The sequence below is a fragment of the Rhodopseudomonas sp. RCAM05734 genome (genome assembly GCF_052658035.1).
Map to the genome: position 1 here is coordinate 4849602 of NZ_CP199742.1, position 20954 is coordinate 4870555.

Here is a 20954-nt window from a genome sequence, read left to right on the forward strand (position 1 = left end):
CGTAGCCTGCATGCAAGCCTGGCTCGGCGCCCCGGCGCGCCTGCTGCGGCCTCACGCCGCCCGCACGCCGCTCAGGAAGCTGGAGATCCGTGCCGTCAGATCGCTGCTGCGCACCGACAGATCGTCGGCCTTGGCGATCATGCGTAAAGCCGCCGCTTCGGCTTCGGACATCGCCGAACTGACCTCCCCCACATTGGCGGAAACGTCGCGCGTGCCGCTCGCGGCCTGCTGGGCATTGGCGGCGATTTCGCCGGTGGCCTGCCGCTGCTGGATGACCGATGCGGAAATGTCGGCGGTGACAGCATCAACGCGCCCGATGGTCAAGGCAATGCTCTTGATAGCCTGAACCACTGCAGCCGTCTCGCTCTCGATGCTGGCGATCTGTGAGGTGATCTCATCGGTGGCCTTGGCGGTCTGGGTCGCCAGCGCCTTGACCTCGCCCGCCACCACCGCAAAGCCGCGACCGGCGTCACCGGCCCGCGCGGCCTCGATGGTCGCATTCAACGCCAGCAGGTTAGTCTGGCTGGCGATATCCCTGATGAACTTGATGATGTTGCCAATTTGCTCCACAGCTTGGTCGAGACCAACGATACGTCGGTCAGCATCGCTAACCTCGCGTACCGCGTCGGCGGCAATCCCTGCGCAGGTTTCGAGTCGCTCCGCTATCCCGGCCACAGCGACGCTCATTTCCTCAGCAGCGCTGGCGATGGTGCTGACGTTGACAGAAGCCTGCTCCGCCCCAGCAGCGACATTAATCGCGCGCGACGAGGTATGGGTGGCCAGCCGCGAGCTAACTTCTGCATCGGCCCGCATGGCGTCGCCGGCGGCATCGACGCCCTGAATGGCCTCGGCGCTGGCGCTGTCGAAGGCCAGTGTCAGCTCCGCGATGCGCGCCGCACGCGCTTCACGGCCCTGCTGCTCGCTGCGATGCTCGGCCTCCAGGCGCGCCGCCTCGATGGCATTGAGGCGCAGGGTTTCCAGAGCGCCGGCCATCTCGCCGATCTCGTCGCGGCGCCCGCGTGCCGGCACGTCGACATCGCGATCGCCCTGCGCCAGCCGGGTGATCGCCGCGGTGATCCCCACCACCGACTTGACCACGCGGCGGTCAAACAACACGGTGACCCCGACCACCAGCACGACCACCAGCAACAAGCCGCCACCGAGCAGCATCAGGCTGGTGAGCGCCTCGCTGCGCGCGGCTTCGGCTACGGCAATCGCCTGCTCCATGGCCGCATCGCGAACAGCGGTCGTGGGCTGGGCGGGACCGACCAGCCGCTTCAGCACCTCCTGAAACGAGACGCCGTAATCGGTACCGGCCGTCCCCTTGGCCGTCAGTTCGGCAATGAAGCGGTCGGCGTCACCGAAGAATTTGGTTTCGATGTCCTTGACCGCAGCGGTCAGCCGCGGACTGTCAGAAAACGCCGAGGCCGCAGCCTGCAGACGCATCCAGGCGTGGCTGATTTCGCCGGTCGGCCCACTGGCGCCCTGGATATCCGCAAGCGTCAGCATCTTGCTGTTGCCGGCCGCCCTGGTGAAAACGCTGGCGCGGCGTCCGGCGGCATCGCGCATGTCCCAGGACAATCGCGCCACTTCGATCAGGCTGCCAACGCTCTCATGGGCCTTGGCGGCATAGCGTTCGATTCCATCCGCGATACCGTTCAGCCGGGCATTCAGCTCAAGCATCTGCGGCACATAGCCCTTGACCAGCGCCGGGTCGCGCTGCGCCCGCGGCAGCCGATAGGCCGCATCGAGCCTGCCGTAGATTCCAGCGAGATCGCGACCGAGCGCGTCGAGATCGGCGGCCGCACGATCGCGTCCCGGATACACCGCTGCAAGGGCGGCGCTCCGCGCTTTGGCCAGTTCGCCGGCCAACTGGCTGCGCGCGGTCGATACGGCCGCCAGGGCCGCGGGCGCCGCCGCGTCATCGGCGATCAGGGCGGCATTCTGCGGCCCGCGGCCAACCGCAAGCTGTTCGGTGGCGCGCAGCACCGCGCCCATGGCCGCAGCCAACTGCGCCGCCTCGTTGGCCTTGCGGTAACCGTGCCATTGCTCCGCAACGAACAATGCCGCTGCCACAGCAATGATGGCTGCCATGGCGGACACGCACAGCAAGAACAGAATTCGGACGCGCATCGATCTTCCCCAGTTACGGGGCACCTATGCCAAGGTGGTATTAAGTTATGGCTAAGGAGGTCATTGCAATCTGCAAGATACCACCCTGAATCGTCACGACGGGCTGCGATCTCCTCGCCAGAACCAACGCGGGGCTTCAACGACGTCCCGCGCGACACTCGACATCGGCGCGCGAACGCGCCGCCTTCGCGAAGCCGCTCGACGTGTCGTTGCGTCGCCTACCACCAGCCGCGCTGCATCGGGCGATAGGGTTGACCGCCGCGCCGCGGATCCACGGGCTGGACCGGCTGACCGCCCCAGTTGCGGGGCGAGAAGAAACCGAAGCCGTCGTCGTCCTCCTGGACATCGCGGGTCGCAATCGCCGTCGGCTGGCGGGTGATGAAGCCGCCTTGTGGCTGGTTGGCCAGCACCGCCACGAACTCGGTGCGATAGTTGGTCTCCTTGCTCAGCGGTTCGTCGGAGATGACGATCGAAGAGCGCGGCATGGCCGTGGGCGCGATGCGGTCGATCACCTCCTGCGGAATGGTGATGCGATCCAGCGCGTTCCTGGCGTCGTCACCGTTGTCGATGCTGACCGCGGTCCAGCGCAGGCCCGCCCCCTCACGCGCCACCGCCGTGAACACATGGGTGCCGATCGGCTGGTCGGGATTGCGGATGGTGACGGGCGCCTCGATGCTCGAATCGAACACTTCGCCACCGCCGTCCGGCGCCTGCTTGTGGGTGTTGCGTCGGACGTAAAGTTTCTGCGTCTCGCGGCTGATGTAGATCGAGACCGGCTCCAGCGCGAGCTTCGCGTCGCTGGCCGCCTTGGCGGCGTCAGCCTTGCGCGCCTGGGCTGCCTTGGCGGCCTCCTTCGTAGCGGCAACGGTGGGTTTCGACGCCGCGGCGGACGTGGCGGTTTCCAGCTGGCTGGCCAGTTCGGCGGCGCTGACGGCGGCCTTCTGTTTCACTTCCTCGGCTCGCGCTCTGGCGTCGTCCGTCTTTGCAGCGGCCAGCTTCTTGTCGGCCGACGCCAGTACAGCGTCGGCGCGAGCCTTGAGCTTTTGCAGCTTGCGCAGCGACGCGGTGAGCGCAGCCGTTTCGCGCGCTACTGTGGCGGCGGCCTGCTTGGCCTCGTCGGCGGCCTTCGCGGCGTCGGCGGCCTCGCGGGCGAGAGTCTCGGCCCGCGCCGGCGCCGCCGCGATGGCGTCCGGGTTCGGGACCAGCAGCGACGGGTGGGAGAATGCGACCGGGGCCGTGTCGTTCGGCGAGATGATCACCCGCATGCCGATCCGTGTCTTGTCGAACAGCTTTTCCGCGAAGCCGAACGGCATCCGCACGCAACCGTGGGACGCGGCGTAGCCCGGCAGCGGCCCGCCATGCAGCGCGACGCCATTCCATGTGATGCGCTGCATGTGCGGCATCCAGGCATCGTCGTACATGGTCGAACGGTGGTCCTTGTCCTTTTCGAGCAATGCGAACACGCCGGCCGGCGTCTCGCGGCCCGTGGTGCCGGTTGACACCGGCGCGCGAAAGATCCAGCCATCGGCGTCGTAGAGTGTGACCTGCTGGGACTTGATCGAGACGATCGCCATGATCGGCTCGCCGGCCTCGCGCGGCGCCGTCGCCTCGACAGCCGCCGCGGGGCGTTTCGGTTTTGCCGCGGCCGGGGCGGAGAGCGCCGTCACGGCGGCCATCACCGCGAGTGCCATCGTCACGCTGGATTGCGCCGTCGAGAATCGAAGAACCATGCCCTGCCCCGGTTGAAAGACCTGCCCGCGCCTGCGGCTACCGAATGGCGTTTCCCGCACGAAGGGAAACGCCGTCACCGTCCGCACCGGTTCGCTGCTGGGACGATCCGGTACGTTCCGGCGACATCGCTCTCTTATACGACAGCCTGGGCAGGAGGAAGGCGGCGCGCGACCGATGCGTGCACTTATCCAGCCTCCGAGCCGGATCGACTATCGTATGGCGCAGTCGCCACCATCGGGACCCTGCACGCACGATCGAAACCGTGGTTCCGCATATCGGACAGATCGGCGCAGCGGTCGCCTTCGCCGCTGCGCCCCGTTGCGGGATCAGTTCATCTTGATGTTGGCCGTTTCGATCACGGTCTTCCAGCGCTTTGTCTCGCTCGCTATGGTGCGGGAGAATTCCTCCGGCTCGACCGCAACCGCGACCGCGCCGAGCTCGGCCATCTTCTTGGCGGTCGCCGGCAACTGCATGAATGCCCGGATCTCGGCCGACAGCTTGTCGATGATCGGCTTGGGCGTGTTGGCCGGCGCAATGAAACCGTGCCAGGCCACCGCCTCGAAACCGGGCAGATATTCGGCAACCGCCGGCAGCTTCGGATCGAAATCGGCGCGCTTCGGCGTCGCCACCGCCAGCAGGGCTAGCGTGCCGCTCGCGGCGTGGGGCAGCAACAGGGGGATGTTATCGAACGCCAGGTCGATCTGGCCGCTCAGCAGGTCGGTGACCATCTGGCTCGAGCCCTTGTAGGGCACGTGAACCATGGTGGTGCCGGTCATCTGCTGGAACAGTTCACCGGCCAGATGCTGGGAGGTGCCGGCACCGGCCGAGCCGAATGTGACCTTGCCCGGATTGGCCTTCATATAGGCGATCAGATCGGGCACCGTGCGCGCGGCGATGCGCGAGGGATTGACCACCAGTGCGTTGGGCACCACGCTGATCTGGGCGATCGGGACCAGATCCTTGTCAGGCTGATAGGTCAACTTGTCACCGTACAGCGTTGGATTGATCGACAGTGCCGACGTGCTCGCCAGCCCGATGGTGTAGCCGTCCGGCGCCGCACGGGCGACGCGGGTGACGCCGATGATGCTGCCGGCGCCGCCGACATTCTCGATCAGGAACGGCTGTCCCAGTTTCTTCTGCAGATGCTCGCCGACCATGCGGGCGAAAATATCGGCGGTGCCGCCGGCGGAGAACGGCACGACGATGGTGACCGCCCGTGTCGGGTAGGCGTCCTGGGCCTGGGCCCCGGCGAACGGCGCAAGCAGCACACAAGCGGCCGCGAGCAGTGTCGATGTCAGTTTCATAGCATTTCCTCGTTTTGTTTTTTTCGATTGTCGCGGTTGGTGTCGCAAGCGCTAGCCGGCCGGCAACGCCAGGACCTTTCCCGGATTCATGATGTCGTGCGGGTCGAGCAGCTGCTTGACGTTGCGCAGCAACGCCATCTCGACCGGCGAGGTGACGCGCGCCAGCCGGTCGCGGTTGGCGATGCCGATGCCGTGTTCGGCGCTGATGCTGCCGCCGAGCGCGCTGGTTTCCTCATCGACGATGGCGTTGACGGCGCGCACCGTGTCCTGCAGCGCGTCTCGCTGGTCAGGTGCGACGCCGGGGATGATCGCCAGAATGTGGATGTTGCCGTCGCCGACATGGCCGTGCATCACCACCCGCGCGTCGGGCCGCAACGCGGCGATGCGCTGCTCCACCCGGGTGACGAACGTAGCCTGATGCTCGAGCGGCACCGCGCTGTCGTGGGAGATGACGTAGCCGGCGCGCTTGCTGCCCTCGGAGACGCTGTGCCGGATCTTCCAGAACGTGGCGGCCTGGGTCTCGCTGGCCGCGATCAGCGCGTCGCTGAGCAGGTCGTCGTCGAAGGCCGCCGCGAGCAGTTGCTCCAGCGCGGCATTGAGGTCGTTGCTGGCCAGCGTGTCGACGATCTCGACCAGGACATACCACGGCGCGTCGAGCGCAAACGGGATGGCCACGTCGGGCAGGTTCTCGGCGATCACCTCGATCTGGCCGCGCGACATCAGTTCGAATGCGTTGATGCGGTCGCCGAGCGCGGCGCGCGCCCTGGCCAGCAGATCCAGCACGCTCTCGATCGAGCCGGCCTTGGCAAATGCCACCGCGCGCTGGCGCGGCCTTGGAAACAGCTTCAGTACGGCGCCGGTGATGATGCCCAAGGTCCCCTCGGCGCCAATGAACAGCTGCTTGGTATCGAAGCTGGTGGAGTCCTTGCGCAGGCTGGTCATCACATCGAGGATGTCGCCGTTCGGCAGCACCACTTCCAGACCCAAGGTCAGTTCGCGCGTGGTGCCGTAACGCAGCACCGCGGTGCCGCCGGCGTTGGTCGAGAGGTTGCCGCCGATCTGGCACGAGCCTTCGGCCCCGAGGCTGAGGGGAAACAACCGGTCGACACCTTCTGCCGCCGCCTGCACCTGCGCCAGGATGCAGCCGGCATCCACCGCGATGGCGTCGCCGAGCCGGCTGACGGCGCGAATGCGGTTGAGGCGGTCGAGCCGCAGCACGATCATCGGACCGTCGCCGACGGGCGTCGCAGCGCCGCACATGCCGGTGTTGCCGCCCTGCGGCACGATCGCCACGCGGCGCGCCACGCAGGCCTTGACCACCGCCGCGACCTCGGCGGTGTTGCCGGGCTTGACCACGGCGAGCGCCGTACCGCGATAGCGGCCGCGCCAGTCGACCACATAGGGATCGAGATCGCCGTCCGCGCCGATGACATGTTTGGCGCCGACGATTGCCGCCAGCTCACGCAACAATTCGGGCGCGTCGATGCTGCGCGGCAGACTGTTCGACATGGCCTCGCCTGCCGCCGTCATCGGAACGACAGATCCAGCAGGCGGCCTTCGAACAGACGATCGCGCGAGCTTTCCAGATGATGGCGCATGGCCGCGCGCGCCGCGTCGGCGTCGCGGTCGCGGATCGCCTGATAGATGCTGCGGTGCTCGTCGTAGACCTGTTCCAGTCCGGACGGCGCGCCGACCAGCGACAGCCCGTGCAGCTTCATGCCGACCGCCACGTGCTCCTTGAGAGCATTCAGGGAGGTCGAGAAATAGTGGTTGTTCGCTGCTTCGGCGACGGCAAGATGAAAGGAAAAATCCGCGTCCTCGCGGTGGCGCAGCTTGCGCGTCGCCTCGTTCAGCAAAGCCAGCGCCGCCACCATCTTCTCCAGACCGGCCTCGTTGCGGCGCATGGCGGCAAAATGCGCCGCGTCGGATTCCATGGTGATGCGGAATTCGAAGCAGCGCTGGATGTCGGCGATGGTCTCGACCCGCGCAAACCCCAGCGGCCGGTGTTCGGCGCGGGCATGCACGAAGCTTCCCGAGCCCTGGCGGGAATAGATCAGCCCCTCTTCGCGCAGCCGGCTGAGCGCATCGCGGACCACGGGACGCGACACGTTGAGCAGGCTGGCAAGATCGTGCTCGCCCGGCAGCTTCTGGTCGGGCGGATACTCGCCGCTGGCGATGCGCTGGACCAGACTGGCCATAGACCTTGTCGACGAGCGACCCTGCAGCGCGCGCTGCGGGCGGTGTCGGGACGCCGGACGGATCTGCTGATTTGTCGATCATGACCGAAGGATTGTGAGGCGCGGCTGAACTTGTCAACATGTTATTTTGGCTAGTGCGCGGACTGACACACTCAAGTATTTGATAAAACACCAATTATGCATAGGATTTTTCATCACCGGCAGTTTTCGGCAGCAATGTTGACAACTTGTCACGCGGTGTAGATCGTAGCGCCAGGTGCAAGCTGGTTTGCGCCACGGGGAGGCGCGACGGGTGAGCGGACTGAACGGCAAGGCGATCGTCATTATTGGTGCAAGTTCGGGAATCGGCGCGGCGGTGGCGCGGCGTTTCGGGGCGTTGGGTGCCCGCCTCATCGTGCACTACAACGGCAATGCCGACGGCGCCGAGGAAGTCGCAGCCGACGTGCGCGCCGCCGGCGGCAGCGCCGACCTGCTGCGCGGCGATGTGTCCGACCGCCGCGAGTGCGAGCGCGTGATCGACGAGGCGCACGCCAGGCTGGGACGGATCGACGTCCTCATCAACAATGCCGGCGCCATGTTCGGCCGCACGGCCATCGCCGACGCGACCGACGCGCAGTATGACGACGTCGTCAATCTGAATATCGGATCGGTGTTCTTTGCCTCGCGCAAAGCCGCCAGGATCCTCACCGAACAGGGCTCCGGCTGCATCATCAACACCACCTCGGTGGCCGCCCGCAACGGCGGCGGCGGCGGCGCCGGACTGTACGGATCGGCGAAGGGCTTCGTCAGCACCATGACGCGCGTCCTGGCCAAGGAACTGGCGCCATTCGGCGCGCGCGCCAATGCAGTGGCGCCCGGCGTGATCATGACGCCGTTCCATCAGCGCTATTCGACCGCCGAACAGCTCGAAGGCGCGCGCCAGGGCATTCCGCTCGGCCGCATCGGCACGCCCGAGGATTGCGTCGGCGCCTATGAGTTCCTCGCCGACGAAACCATGAGCAGCTACATCACCGGACAGGTCATCGAGGTCAACGGCGGACAGATCATGCCGTGACGACTGCCTTGCCCTGACTGCCCGCAGCCACACCGCTGCATCCTGAAACATTCCTGCCAAGGTTCGAGCATCATGACAGCCCCCTTTCCGACCGGCGTGTTCTGCGCCGCGCTGACGCCCTTCAACGCCGACCTATCGCCGGACCACGCATTGTTCGCGGCGCACTGCAAGCGCCTGCTGGACGATGGCTGCACCGGGATTGCCATGCTCGGCACCACCGGTGAGGCGAACTCGCTGTCGTCGCGCGAACGCATGGACCTGCTCGAGGCGGTGCTGAAATCCGGCGTCGCCCCGTCGCAACTGCTGCCGGGCACCGGCGTGGCCTCCTTCATGGAAACCGTGGAGTTGACCAAGCACGCGCTGGCGCAGGGCGTGCAGACCGTGGTGATGCTGCCGCCGTTCTACTACAAGGGCGTGTCCGATGACGGCATCGTGGCGGCCTACTCGGAAATCATCGAGCGTATCGACGATCCCCGCCTGCGCGTGGTGCTGTATCACATCCCGCAAATGTCGAGCGTGCCGCTATCGCTCGACGTCATCGCCCGACTGCGCGAAAAATTTCCGCAGACCGTGGTCGGCATCAAGGATTCGTCCGGCGACTTCGCCAACATGAGCGCCATCGTCGAACGTTTCCCCGGCTTCTCGGTGCTGGTGGGCGCCGATCCGCTGATGCTGTCGCTGCTGCCGAAGGGCGGCGCCGGCTGCATCACGGCCACCTCCAACCTAGTGGCGTCGGATCTTGCCACCGTGTTCGCCGGCTACGCCGACGAAGCCCGCCAGCCGCAGGTCGCCGCCGCGCAGGAACGGATCGTCGCGGCGCGCAACACCGTGTCGCGCTTCGCTCAGATGGCGTCGCTGAAAACCCTGCTGGCCAAACGATACGGCCACGACAGCTGGACGCGGCAGCGACCGCCGCTGACCCCGCTGACGGCAGAGGAAGCGGCAACGGTCAACGCGTCATTCGACGCATCCTGACGTCGAACGCCGCTACCTGACGCGATTTGCAATCGCGTCAGGATGGCGCGTGCAGCCGCTGTTCCATCCGAGTCGTCGACGGAGCACATCGTGTTCCGCGCGATGGAACCGTGTCGTCGCGGAACGACGCATCGCGCCGTATGCTCTCAACGACGCAGCCACACATCTCGATTCACATTTGCTTATCGATCCAGTGTTAGTTCGGTCCGAGGACCGCAGCGCGCGAAGCCGTCGCTGCGGCGCATCGCCGCTGTTGGCGAGCGATCCAGCACTGGAGTTACTGACCGATGAAGCGTCGCGATTTCCTGCTCTCCGCCACCGCATTCGGATTTGCCGCGCCGACCCTTTTCAAGGCAGCCGTATTGCCGCTGCAGGCGCAGGAGCCGGCGCCCGCCGGAGCGCGCATCGTGCGTGCCGCAGTGTTTCCGGCGATCGGATTTTCGCGCGTCGGCAACGGCGACCAGTGGTTTCTCGCTCCCGAAGTTCCGGGGTTGATGACCGAGCCCGAGGGCGGATTCAAGCAGGGACCGAACCGGGTCAAGAAACAAGTACAGCGCTTCCGCGTCTACGGTTACGACGATCAGGGCCGCGTGGTGCGCGAACTCGGCGCAGCCGACGGCCTGCGCTGGAGCGTTCACGTCGCCAACAGCAAGGCGGCCTGGTACGGCTACTCCAACGCGATGGACGGCGGCACGGATGCGCCCGGCATTCCCAACGCGCTACGCAATGCCGATATCGAGCCCGCTCTGCGCGAAGAGATGCTGGTCATCAATCCGGGCGAGGTCCGGATCGATGGCGCCTCGAAGAACGCCGACGGTCGCGACCAAGCCTATCGCATTGCCGGCCGGTTCTGGAAGACGATTCCCGTCACGCTCGGTCATCTGCGCACCGACGATGCCGGTCGCCTGCTGGTGTTTCCCGGCGACGGCGTATCCAACACCGCTCTGCCGCAAAATCCGGTCCGCGATTTCACCAACAATGACGGATGGCACGACGACTGGTGCGACGGCTGGGTCAAGGCCAGCGTCAATATCGGCGGCGCCGACATCGACTGCGAGTCGGCGTGGGTGGTCTGCTGCGGTCCGAAATTCGCACCCCAGATCGAGCCGATCGTCAGCCTGTACGACGCCGCACGCGAAGCGATGATCGCATCGGGGCACATCAAGCCGGCAAGCGGTCCGGTGTCGTTCCGCCAGGACGTGCTTCCAGTGCTGCGCCGCGCCGGCCTGATGCAGTGGATCGCGCAGGCGTCCTATCTCAGCAAGGCCTGGAGCGATCTCGACGACCTCACCGATCCTTCGGTGGTGAAGACGCTCGCCGATCCCTCCGAACAGATGCGCCCGACCCGCGAGAAGGTCCTGGCGGCATTCCGCAAGCCCGGCGGCAGCGACCAGCGCGCCAACGCATTGCCGCCCATGCTCGGCGACGGCGTCAACTTCCCGGGAAGTCCGGTCGGCTGGCTCACGCTCACCGCAACCCAATATGCGATGCTGGCGCGCTGGGCGAAGGGCGAGTTCACCAACGACTTCAACGATGCCGCGGCCGATGCCATCGGCAAGCTCGACGACCTGCCGCTGTCGCAGCGGCCGGAAGCTCTTACCCGCGCGGCGCTGGACGCCTGTTCGGGCGGCGCATTCCATCCGGGCGTCGAGATCACATGGCCAATCCGCCATGCCGGGCTCTATCGTTCCACCACTGAAACGCCGTTGCCGTTCCGCATCGCGCTGTCGAAGCGCAAGACCCTGGTCCAGGATGTCGGCTTCCAGCTCAACCCGCATAACGTCTTCGCCGGGCACCCAACCAAACGCGACGACGGCGCGCCGGTGGGACCGCAGGCGCCGGGCGACCTTACGCGCTGGATGGGCGTGCCGTGGCAGGGCGACGCCTTCAGCTGTCAGTCGGTGCAGACGGCGGAAGGCTTTCCGACCCCCGTGTGGTGGCCTGCCTTGCTGCCGGTGGACGTGCTGCCGGAGGGCTTCTACGCGCAGATGCTGCGCAAGGACCTGTCGCCGGAAGACCGGATGCGCTTCTACCACGCCCGCGTGGCGTGGTCGCGCGGCGCTGCCGGCACCGGCCTGCATGTGGAGGCCGGCTACACCGACGGCCTGCGACGCATGATCGAATTGTGGACACAGATGGGCGTCGTGGTGCGCCGCTCCGGACCGGGCGATCTGCCGGGCGTGCCGAAGGACATCTATGTCGAGGTGCAGCGCGGCAAGATGTCGCTCGCAACCGACAGGAAGCCGACCTAACGGAATGCCGGACGTCGTTATCCTCGGCGCGGGCATGGCGGGCATGGCCTGTGCCCGCACGCTGCTCCAGCGCGGACTTCGTCCGCTGCTGGTCGCGCCGGAGCCGGATGTCGCCAGCCGCGGCGAGACGCTGTCGTTTCGCGCCTCGCCATATCTCGAACGCCTCGGCTGGCTGGATCTGCTCGACGCAGAGACGGCCACGCAGTGTCAAGGACGCTACTCCCTATGGGGCAGCGCGGCGCTGCGGCGCGACACCTCGCATCAGGACGAGCAACCGGGCTGGCACATCGACCGCCGGCGCCTGGAAGCCCGCATGGCCGATACGCTCGACACCGCCGGCATCGCGCGCCGCCGCACCGAAGCGCGGCAACTGTCGCAAGGACCTTCCCAGGTGACGATCGCGCTGGCCGACGGCGCGTCGATCGACGCCGCCCATGTCATCGATTGCACCGGCCGGGCGGCTGTGACCGCCGGACCCGACACCCCGCTCCGCCGTCTCGACAGGCTGGTTGGCTGCTACTGCGTGCTCACGCTCGATGACGACGTGGATGCCGTGGCGGCGACGCTGGTCGAGGCCGTCGCCGACGGCTGGTGGTACATGACCGTGATGCCTGGCGGCCGCAGCCTGCTGTGCTACTTCACCGACTCCGATCTGCTGCCGCCGGGACTGCGCAAGGATCCCGCATTGCTCCGTCAGTTGCTGTCGCAGACCCAAGCGATCGCGGCACGGCTCGACAGTCTCGGCCTCGATCCGACGGCATCAGGCGCATTGAGTTTCGCGCCCGCCAGCACCGCAACCCAGGTGAGGCTGATCGAACACCGCATCATCCGTGCCGGCGATGCCGCCAGCGCACTCGATCCGCTGGGCGCCAACGGCCTCGCCACGGCGCTGTGGAGCGGCATCCAGGCCGCGGAAAGCGCGATCGGCCTTCTTGCCGGCAACGACAGCCAAGCCAAGGATTATGAGCGACGCTTTCTCGAAGGCATCGCGTCCTTCCTGACCACGCAGCGCGCGATGTATGCGTCGGAACGACGCTTCAGCGACGCATCGTTCTGGCGGCGGCGAAGCCACGCCGCGCCCGCGATGGCCTGACCCCCATGGCCATCGCCCTCACCCGTCGATCCACGTCCACCGGGCTCGACCCAACATCGAGCGTCATTCCCGCCAAAGAGGTTGTCATGCTGTCCTGCCTGCGTATCGCTGCCGTTCTCTCCTCCACGCTGCTGGTCTCCGTCGCCGGACCGGCGCAGGCCGAGGCCGTCAAGATCATTCCGCCGGTCAAGGGCGGCATCACGCCGAGCGGATCGTGGAGCGTCGGCGCCCGGGCCGGCGACTTCATTTTCGTCGGCGGCATGCGCGGCGTCGATCCCGCGACCAGCAAGCTGGTCGAGGGCGACGAAGCGCGCATCCGCCAGATGTTCATCAACATGAAGCAGGTCGCCGAAGCCGAGGGCGCCACCCTGCAGGACGCGGTGCGCCTGACCATCTACGTGTCCGACGTCGTGCGCTATCGGCCGCTCGTCAACAAGGTGCAGGAAGACCTGTGGGGCAAGGGTCCCTATCCGCCGCGCACCGTGCTGGAAGTCCGCAAGCTCGATCAGGACGACATCGCCGAAGTCGACGCCACCTTCTACGCGCCGGCCAAAAAGAACTGACGGCACGAATCGACCTTTTCATCGGCGCGTGCGGATGACGCCGGTCCGCACGCCGCAAAGGCCGGGAACTGGAGTGCGCCTGCCGCCAGGCCGGCCAAGCCGGCGGTATAGGGGATCGTCGCGGGGGCCATTTCGCCGATCACGGCGAGTTGCGGCCGCTGGCCGGCTGCGGCCTCCACAAATAACGCGTAATTCACCGTGAAAATGCTATGCAGCTTCCCGGATCTACCTGTTTTCCGCCCAGCCTTTCCTAAAGGATCATTTGCCCATGCCGTCGTTTCGTTTTCTTCGCTCCGCTACGGTGGCCCTCGCGCTTTGCGGCCTCCCCGCGGTCGCCTCGGCGCAGAGCTTCAACGACGCCCAGCGCGGCGAGATCCAGAAGATCATCAAGGATTACCTGATCAGCCACCCCGAAGTGCTCGAGGAAGTCTCGGCCGAACTGACCAAGCGCCAGGCCACCGCCGAGGCCGAGAAGCATCAGGCGGCGATCGCCTCCAATGCCAATATCATCTTCAACTCGCCGCGCGGCGTCACCGTCGGCAACAAGGACGGCGACGTCACCTTCGTCGAGTTCTTCGACTATAATTGCGGCTACTGCAAACGCGCGATGACCGACATGATCGACCTCATGAAGGCCGATCCGAAGCTCAAGGTGGTCCTGAAGGAATTCCCGGTGCTCGGGCCCGGTTCGGTGGAAGCCGCACAGGTCGCCGTCGCCGTGCGCATGCAGGATCCCACCGGCAAGAAGTACCTCGACTTCCACCAGAAGCTGCTCGGCGGTCGCGGCCAGGCCGACAAGGCCCGCGCCATGGCGGCGGCCAAGGAGGCCGGCCTCGACATGACGAAACTGGAGAAGGATCTCACCAGCCCCGAGGTGCGCGCCACCATCGAGGAAAACTTCAAGCTCGCCGAAGCCATGGGCATGAACGGCACGCCGAGCTACGTGATCGGCAAGCAGGTCGTCATCGGCGCGGTCGGCGCCGAGGCCCTGAAGGAAAAGATCGGCATCGCCCGCTGCGGCAAGGCGACCTGCTGACCAGCACCACCATCGCTGTGAATGACGGAAGCCGGCTGCACTGCAGCCGGCTTTTTGTTGCGGGAACATTGCGTGAAGGGGTTAGTCAGGGCGCATCCCATTCCGTTCGCGGCAGGTGCCGCCGAACCTCGCTCACCCGTTTATAGGGATTCTAAGCTGCGACTGATTTGCAGCAAGTTTTCAGGCCGGATTTGGCCTATGTATGGGGTGCATACTGCCCGTCGACGACGCTGACTGAATCGATACGTAACCGATGACCGAGCCAACCTGCCTGGGACACGCCAAACGCGGATTCGTCGGGCGAATCCATGCAATCAGTGCTGCGGACTGCAACTCCATCCTGGCCCCGGCCGAGCTGGAAAGCCGGCTGATCGAGATGGGTTTTGTCGAAGGCGCCAGCGTCGAGATTCTGCACGAAGGCATGATCGGCAAGGACCCGATCGCCGTCCGTGTCGACAACGCGACCGTCGCCATTCGTCGCCGCGAGGCGATGGCCATCATGGTCGCCTGAGCGATGCATGCGCCGTTGGCTTCCACTCTGAACTCGCCGTTGAACCTCGCTTTGGTCGGCACGCCGAACAGCGGCAAGACCTCGCTGTTCAATGCGCTGACCGGCAGCCGCCAGCGCGCGGCCAATTACCCCGGCGTCACCGTCGAGCGGAAATCCGGCGTCTTCCAGACCCCTGCCGGCCGTGCCGTCACCGTGCTCGACCTGCCCGGCACCTATTCGCTGCGCGGACGCAGCCCCGACGAGCAGATCACCCGCGACGTGGTACTCGGCGGCATGCGTGGCGAGGCTCTGCCCGACTGCATCGTCTGCGTCGCCGACGCCACCAACCTGCGGCTCAGCTTTCGCCTGGTGCTGGAGCTGAAGCAGGTCGGACGGCCGATGCTGCTCGTGCTCAACATGATCGACCTGGCGCGCCACCGGGGCATCGTCATCGATCTCGAGCGGCTGTCGTCAGAGCTGGGTATTCCGGTGGTCACCGCCACCGCCGTGCGCAAGGGCGGCATCGCCGAGTTGCTGAGCCGCATCGATGCCCTGCCGGCGAGCCGCGCCGCCGATCCCGCCGCCAACAGCCGGCAGGCGATGCCGCCCGGCGCGTTGCGCGCCATGCAGCGCGAGGCCGACCGCATCATCGCCGCCGCGGTGACACCGCCGACCCGGCCGGAGACCATGACGACGCGGATCGACGCCTTGGTGCTGCATCCCGTGTTCGGAATGCTGATCCTGCTGACGGTGCTGTTCATCATGTTTCAGGCCGTGTTCGGCTGGGCGCAGCCGACCATGGAGCTGCTGTCCGACAGTTTTGCGGCGCTCGGGGCGTTCGTCCACGCCCACCTGCCCCAGGGACTGCTGCAGAGCTTCCTGGAGAACGGCGTGATCTCGGGCGTCGGCAGCGTGCTGGTGTTCCTGCCGCAGATCCTGATCCTGTTCCTGTTCATCCTGCTGCTGGAAGATTTCGGCTACATGGCGCGCGCCGCGTTCCTGATGGACCGCATCATGGGCGGCGCCGGGCTGCACGGCCGCGCCTTCATCCCGCTGCTGTCGAGCTTCGCCTGCGCGATCCCCGGCATCATGGCGACCCGGGTGATCGACAACAAACGCGACCGCCTGACCACCATCCTGATCGCGCCGCTGATGACCTGTTCAGCGCGGATCCCGGTCTACACGCTGATCATCTCGGCGTTCATTCCGCAGCGCGACGTGCTCGGGATCTTCAACCTGCAGGGGCTGGTGATGTTCGGCCTCTACGGCGTCGGCATCGGCAGCGCGCTTGGCGTGTCCTATGTGGCGAAACTGATGATGGGGCGCGACTACGAGCCGTCGCCGTTCATGATGGAGCTGCCGGACTACAAGGCACCGCGGCTGAAGAGCATCGCACTCGGCCTCTACATGCGCGCCAAGATGTTCCTGCACCGCGCCGGCACCACGATCTTCTCGATGATGGTGCTGATCTGGTTCCTGGCCTCGTTCCCGCAGCCGCCGGCCGGCGCCGAGGGCCCCGCCATCAACTACAGCCTGGCGGCGATGATCGGCCGCTTCATCGAGCCGGCGCTGGCGCCGCTCGGCTTCAACTGGCAGATCGCGGTGGCGCTGATCCCCGGCATGGCCGCGCGCGAAGTCGCGGTGGCAGCACTCGGTACCGTCTACGCCATCGAGGGTGGCAAGGAAGCCGCCGACCAGATCGGCCAGGTGCTGGCGCAAAACTGGAGCCTAGCTACCGCGCTGTCACTGCTGGTGTGGTACATCTTCGCGCCGCAATGCGCGTCGACGCTGGCTGTGATCCGCCGCGAAACCGGCAGCTGGAAGTGGATGGCGTTCACCTTCGGCTACATGCTGGCGCTCGCCTACATTGCCTCGCTGATCACCTACAACGTCGCCGCGGCACTCGGCGCCGGCTGAGTCGGCCGCGCCTGCCAGGGCTTGCCACGGACCGCGCCCAAAACCGCTGGCACCCGTACCATTTTCCCGATTTTCGACACTGGTCCGCAAAACTACGGACTCGCGAGTTAACGATCCAGAATGTCATGGAACCTACACTGCAGGCCGCTAGACAGCGCCGACAGAGGATCGGCTTACCAGCGGTAACGTAGACCATGGACGAGAAGAGAAGCGCGACTCGCCATCGTGTGTTGAAGGCCGCGATCATGACGTTCGGCGGCGGCGGCATCAGTTGTGTGGTGCGCAATGTGTCCGATGCCGGCGCCGCGCTCGATGTGGCAAGTCCGCTGGGCATCCCCGACGAATTCGACCTGCTGGTCGAAGCGGATGGCTCCAGGCGTCACTGCCGCGTGGTGTGGCGAACCGAGCGGCGCATTGGCGTGTCATTTTCCCCCGTCGCATAGTGCGATCAATACCGTCCCGGTGACCGAGCGAATCCGGCAGAAGCGGATTTATCTCGGAACCTCCCTCCTCGCCTCCCGTTGTCGGACGGGCAATGTAAAAGCGGAGGAGAACAAGATGAACAACCGTTTATTGATGAGCGTCGCAGCAGCCGCGCTGATCGCCGGAACCGGTCTGGCAACCGCACAAAACCCTGGCGCGAGTCGCGAAGCGCCCGCCGCGGGCGCGACCAAGTCCGCACCGTCGGCACCATCGGCTGATCGCGCGGCACCGATTGAACGCGCCGCGCCCACCAACAAGGACGAGGCCACCGATACCATGAAGCGATCGGACACCGGATCCGACATCAAGGCCGCGCCTTCCGACGACAAGATGAAACGCGACAACGGCGCTCAGCGGGCGACCGATTCCAGCCGCGATGGTGCAGTGCCTAAGTCCGTCACGACCGCTACCGACAAGAGCGATCCGTCGAAAGCCGGCAAGGACATGAAGGCCGAGGGTCAAAGCGCGACCGGCTCCAAGGCCGCGGACACCAAGTCCACGTCGACCGAGACCAAGTCCACAACGACAACGGGCCAGGCCGGCGCCGCCGGCAAGCTGTCTACCGAGCAGCGCACCAAGATCACCACCGTGATCAAGGAGCAGAAGGTGCAGCCGGTGACCAACGTCAACTTCTCGATTTCGGTCGGCACGCGCGTGCCGCGTGAAGTGCACTTCCATCCGCTCCCGACGGAAATCGTCACGGTCTATCCGGACTGGCGCGGCTACGAGTTTTTCCTGGTCCGCGACGAAATCATCGTGGTGAATCCCCGGACGCTTGAGATCGTTGCGGTTCTCGAAGCGTAATCGGCGCCTTCGCACGCGCGGCGATGGGCGGGCCGAAAGGCTCGCCCCCTTGCCGTCTGCAGGACCGACGCAGTCCGATGGAACCCGGACCGACACCTCCGCGCGGTCGCCACCGTCTCTGCCCCAAGGTTTAACCGTGGTTAACGAGCGGTTTACGCCTGTTCCGGGTGGCTTTTTGCGAATGGGATGAGGTATTTGGCTGGGGGAACCCGGGCCCAGGAGGCTTCCCCTCGGCGTTGAGGCTGCCTATAACCCCCGGGCACCCGCGCCCCGCGCCCAAATGCGGACATTGCCAGGATCTCCCGATGGCCACGGCGGCTGCCAAGACCGTCTACGTGCTCAACGGCCCCAACCTCAACCTGCTGGGGATCCGCGAGCCCGAGACCTATGGCCACGCCACGCTGGCTGACGTCGAGAAGCTGTGCGTGGAGGCCGCCGCGCGTTTCGGCCTGACGGCCGATTGCCGGCAGTCCAACCACGAGGGTGAGCTGATCGATTTCATTCACGAGGCGCGCGAAAAGGGCGTGGTCGGGATCGTCATCAATGCCGGCGGCTATTCGCACACCTCGATCGCCCTCCATGACGCGCTTGTCGGCGTCAAGATTCCGACGGTGGAAGTCCACGTCAGCAACGTCTATCAGCGCGAGAGTTTTCGCCACCATTCCTTTACCGCCAAGGCCGCGTTCGCATCGTTGTGCGGCTTCGGTATCGAAGGATACCGTCTTGCTATCAGCGGCCTTGCCGCGAAAATCGGCGCGACCGCAGTCTGACGGTTCGCCTTCACTCCTGAAACAGCCGGATTGCACCCATGGCCGCCAAGCCTGAAACCAAGAAGCCTGAAGCACCCCAGACCGCGACAGCGAAGTCCAACGAGGACGGCGCGCTGATCCGCGAACTGGCGTTGCTGCTCGACGAAACCAACCTCACCGAGATCGAGGTCGAGCGCGCCGGTCTGCGCGTCCGCGTCGCTCGCAACATATCCATTGCCGCCGCGATGCCATCCGCCGGCTACATGCAGGCGCCGGCCGCTGCGGCGCCGGTCGCGGTCGCAGCCCCGGCGGTGGACGCGGCGAAACATCCGGGCGCCGTACCCTCGCCCATGGTCGGCACCGTGTATTGGGCCTCGGAGCCCGGCGCGCGCCCCTTCGTGGAGGTCGGCACCAAAGTGGCCGTCGGACAGACCCTGGTGATCATCGAAGCCATGAAGACCATGAACCAGATCCCGGCGCCGCGTGCCGGCACCGTGACGCAGATCCTCGTTGAAGACGGCGCGCCGGTGGAATACGGCGAGCCGCTGGTTATCATTGAGTAACAAAACGCGACCGTCATCCTGAGGCGCTCGCCCGCCAGGGCGAGCCTCGAAGGATGAGGGCCCAGTGCTCAGAGCGTGCGGCCATCCTTCGAGGCGCGCGCAAGAGCGCACGCTCCTCCAGCCGAAACGCAATTGCGTTTCGGCGTGGATGACGAGGTGCGCGCGGATGCTACGGAAAGCAGACAACGATGTTCGAGAAAATCCTGATAGCCAACCGCGGCGAGATCGCGCTGCGCATCCTGCGGGCCTGCAAGGAGCTGGGCATCGCCACGGTGGCGGTGCACTCCACGGCCGACGCCGACGCCATGCATGTGCGCCTTGCCGACGAGAGCGTGTGCATCGGGCCGCCGTCCTCGAAGGACAGCTATCTCAACATTCCCTCATTGCTGGCGGCCTGCGAGATCACCGGCGCCGACGCGGTGCACCCCGGCTACGGATTCCTGTCGGAGAATGCGCGCTTCGCCGAGATTCTCGCCGACCACAACCTGCATTTCATCGGCCCGAAGGCCGAGCATATCCGCCTGATGGGCGACAAGATCGAAGCCAAGAAGACCGCCAAGCGGCTCGGCATCCCCGTGGTGCCCGGCTCCGACGGCGGCGTCGGCCCCGAGGACGACGCCATGGCCATCGCCAAGGCGATCGGCTTCCCGGTGCTGGTGAAAGCCGCCTCCGGCGGCGGCGGTCGCGGCATGAAGGTGGCGGAGACCGAAGCCGACCTGATGATGGCGCTGTCGACCGCCGGTAACGAGGCCAAGGCAGCGTTCGGCGACGCCTCGGTCTATCTGGAAAAATACCTGCAGAAACCGCGCCATATCGAAATCCAGGTGCTCGGCGACGGTCGCGGCGGCGCCATCCATCTCGGCGAGCGCGATTGCTCGCTGCAGCGCCGCCACCAGAAGATCTGGGAAGAAGGCCCCTCGCCCATCCTGACCGCCGCTGCCCGCGCCAAGATCGGCGCAACCTGCGCCAAGGCAATGCAGGAAATGCAGTATCTCGGCGTCGGCACTATCGAATTCCTCTATGAGGACGGCGAGTTCTACTTCATCGAAATGAACACCCGAATCCAGGTCGAGCATCCCGTCACCGAGATGATCACGGACATCGATCTGGTGCTGGAGCAGATCCGCATCGCCGCCGGCGGCGACCTGCCCTGCACCCAGGAAGAGGTCATCATCAACGGCCACTCGATCGAGTGCCGCATCAATGCGGAGAATCCCGAGACCTTCCGCCCGTCCCCCGGCAAGATTACCCAGTATCACCCGCCCGGCGGCCTTGGCGTCCGGATCGATTCGGCGGTCTACCAAGGCTACGTCATCCCGCCCTATTACGATTCGCTGGTCGGCAAGCTGATCGTGCACGGCAAGAACCGGCCGGAATGCCTGATGCGGCTTCGCCGGGCTCTGGACGAGATCGTCGTCGAGGGCATCGAGACCACGCTGCCGCTGTTCCGGGCACTGGCCCGCGAACCCGGCATTATCGACGGCGATTACCACATCCACTGGCTGGAACAGTATCTCGCCGGCAAGGCACCCAGCTGACGACGAGACCCGGAATATTCTTCGACGCCCGGGAACCGAAGCCTGGATTCGGAGTTAGTATTGCGTTCGGG

18 protein-coding genes and 1 pseudogene are annotated in these 20954 nt (G+C 66.0%); 13 read left to right on the top strand and 6 right to left on the bottom strand.

The annotated features are described in order from the left end of the window. Positions 1-51 precede the first annotated feature (51 nt). The 5 genes and pseudogenes from ACUXVA_RS22825 to ACUXVA_RS22845 form a co-directional block, all read right to left on the bottom strand. Positions 52-2133 (bottom strand): methyl-accepting chemotaxis protein, encoded by a 2082-nt coding sequence (locus ACUXVA_RS22825; RefSeq protein WP_445488270.1) that lies wholly within the window; start codon positions 2131-2133, stop codon positions 52-54. Between the two features lie 218 nt (positions 2134-2351). Further along, positions 2352-3863: a L,D-transpeptidase gene (locus tag ACUXVA_RS22830; protein WP_445488272.1), complete on the bottom strand. Its 1512-nt coding sequence runs from the start codon at positions 3861-3863 to the stop codon at positions 2352-2354. A gap of 327 nt (positions 3864-4190) precedes the next feature. Then, positions 4191-5168, bottom strand: coding sequence for a Bug family tripartite tricarboxylate transporter substrate binding protein (locus ACUXVA_RS22835; protein WP_445488274.1), 978 nt, complete (start codon positions 5166-5168; stop codon positions 4191-4193). Positions 5169-5219: 51 nt separating this feature from the next. Then, positions 5220-6677, bottom strand: a complete 1458-nt coding sequence (locus tag ACUXVA_RS22840; protein WP_445488276.1) for an FAD-binding oxidoreductase — start codon at positions 6675-6677, stop codon at positions 5220-5222. A 17-nt stretch (positions 6678-6694) separates the two neighbouring features. Beyond that, positions 6695-7448: pseudogene (locus ACUXVA_RS22845) on the bottom strand (FadR/GntR family transcriptional regulator). A 210-nt stretch (positions 7449-7658) separates the two neighbouring features. Here ACUXVA_RS22845 and ACUXVA_RS22850 point away from each other — a divergent pair. The 5 genes from ACUXVA_RS22850 (at position 7659) to ACUXVA_RS22870 (ending at position 13303) form a co-directional block, all read left to right on the top strand. Further along, positions 7659-8420, top strand: a complete 762-nt coding sequence (locus tag ACUXVA_RS22850; RefSeq protein ID WP_265078246.1) for an SDR family NAD(P)-dependent oxidoreductase — start codon at positions 7659-7661, stop codon at positions 8418-8420. Between the two features lie 72 nt (positions 8421-8492). Then, positions 8493-9395 (top strand): dihydrodipicolinate synthase family protein, encoded by a 903-nt coding sequence (locus ACUXVA_RS22855; protein ID WP_445488278.1) that lies wholly within the window; start codon positions 8493-8495, stop codon positions 9393-9395. A 287-nt stretch (positions 9396-9682) separates the two neighbouring features. Next, positions 9683-11647 carry a CTQ-dependent glycine oxidase GoxA gene (goxA, locus tag ACUXVA_RS22860; RefSeq protein ID WP_445488280.1) on the top strand — a complete coding sequence of 655 codons (1965 nt, stop codon included), beginning with the start codon at positions 9683-9685 and terminating at the stop codon, positions 11645-11647. 4 nt (positions 11648-11651) lie between these two features. Further along, positions 11652-12740: an NAD(P)/FAD-dependent oxidoreductase gene (locus ACUXVA_RS22865; RefSeq protein WP_445488282.1), complete on the top strand. Its 1089-nt coding sequence runs from the start codon at positions 11652-11654 to the stop codon at positions 12738-12740. Between the two features lie 5 nt (positions 12741-12745). After that, entirely contained in the window at positions 12746-13303 is a 558-nt protein-coding gene (locus ACUXVA_RS22870) for a RidA family protein (RefSeq protein ID WP_445488284.1), read from the top strand. Here the strand turns inward: ACUXVA_RS22870 and ACUXVA_RS22875 are convergent. Continuing rightward, complete coding sequence (locus ACUXVA_RS22875) at positions 13279-13500, bottom strand: hypothetical protein (RefSeq protein WP_445488286.1); 222 nt, start codon at positions 13498-13500, stop codon at positions 13279-13281. The genes ACUXVA_RS22870 and ACUXVA_RS22875 overlap by 25 nt on opposite strands. Before the next feature lie 71 nt (positions 13501-13571). On the opposite strand from ACUXVA_RS22875, the gene ACUXVA_RS22880 reads away from it, so the two are divergent. The 8 genes from ACUXVA_RS22880 (at position 13572) to accC (ending at position 20883) form a co-directional block, all read left to right on the top strand. After that, positions 13572-14339, top strand: a complete 768-nt coding sequence (locus ACUXVA_RS22880) for a DsbA family protein (protein WP_445488288.1) — start codon at positions 13572-13574, stop codon at positions 14337-14339. A 253-nt stretch (positions 14340-14592) separates the two neighbouring features. Then, on the top strand, positions 14593-14850 hold the full coding sequence (locus ACUXVA_RS22885) for a FeoA family protein (RefSeq protein ID WP_265078240.1): 258 nt from the start codon (positions 14593-14595) through the stop codon (positions 14848-14850). A 3-nt stretch (positions 14851-14853) separates the two neighbouring features. After that, complete coding sequence (gene feoB / locus ACUXVA_RS22890) at positions 14854-16746, top strand: ferrous iron transporter B (protein WP_445488291.1); 1893 nt, start codon at positions 14854-14856, stop codon at positions 16744-16746. A gap of 194 nt (positions 16747-16940) precedes the next feature. Beyond that, positions 16941-17189 (top strand): PilZ domain-containing protein, encoded by a 249-nt coding sequence (locus tag ACUXVA_RS22895; protein WP_445488293.1) that lies wholly within the window; start codon positions 16941-16943, stop codon positions 17187-17189. A 19-nt stretch (positions 17190-17208) separates the two neighbouring features. Then, positions 17209-18033 carry a DUF1236 domain-containing protein gene (locus ACUXVA_RS22900; protein ID WP_445488295.1) on the top strand — a complete coding sequence of 275 codons (825 nt, stop codon included), beginning with the start codon at positions 17209-17211 and terminating at the stop codon, positions 18031-18033. Between the two features lie 305 nt (positions 18034-18338). Further along, complete coding sequence (gene aroQ, locus ACUXVA_RS22905) at positions 18339-18803, top strand: type II 3-dehydroquinate dehydratase (RefSeq protein ID WP_445488297.1); 465 nt, start codon at positions 18339-18341, stop codon at positions 18801-18803. A gap of 38 nt (positions 18804-18841) precedes the next feature. Then, a complete protein-coding gene (gene accB, locus ACUXVA_RS22910) occupies positions 18842-19345 on the top strand; it encodes an acetyl-CoA carboxylase biotin carboxyl carrier protein (RefSeq protein WP_445488299.1) in 504 nt (167 codons plus the stop codon). Positions 19346-19533: 188 nt separating this feature from the next. Beyond that, positions 19534-20883, top strand: a complete 1350-nt coding sequence (gene accC / locus ACUXVA_RS22915) for an acetyl-CoA carboxylase biotin carboxylase subunit (protein ID WP_265078237.1) — start codon at positions 19534-19536, stop codon at positions 20881-20883. Positions 20884-20954: the final 71 nt, after the last annotated feature.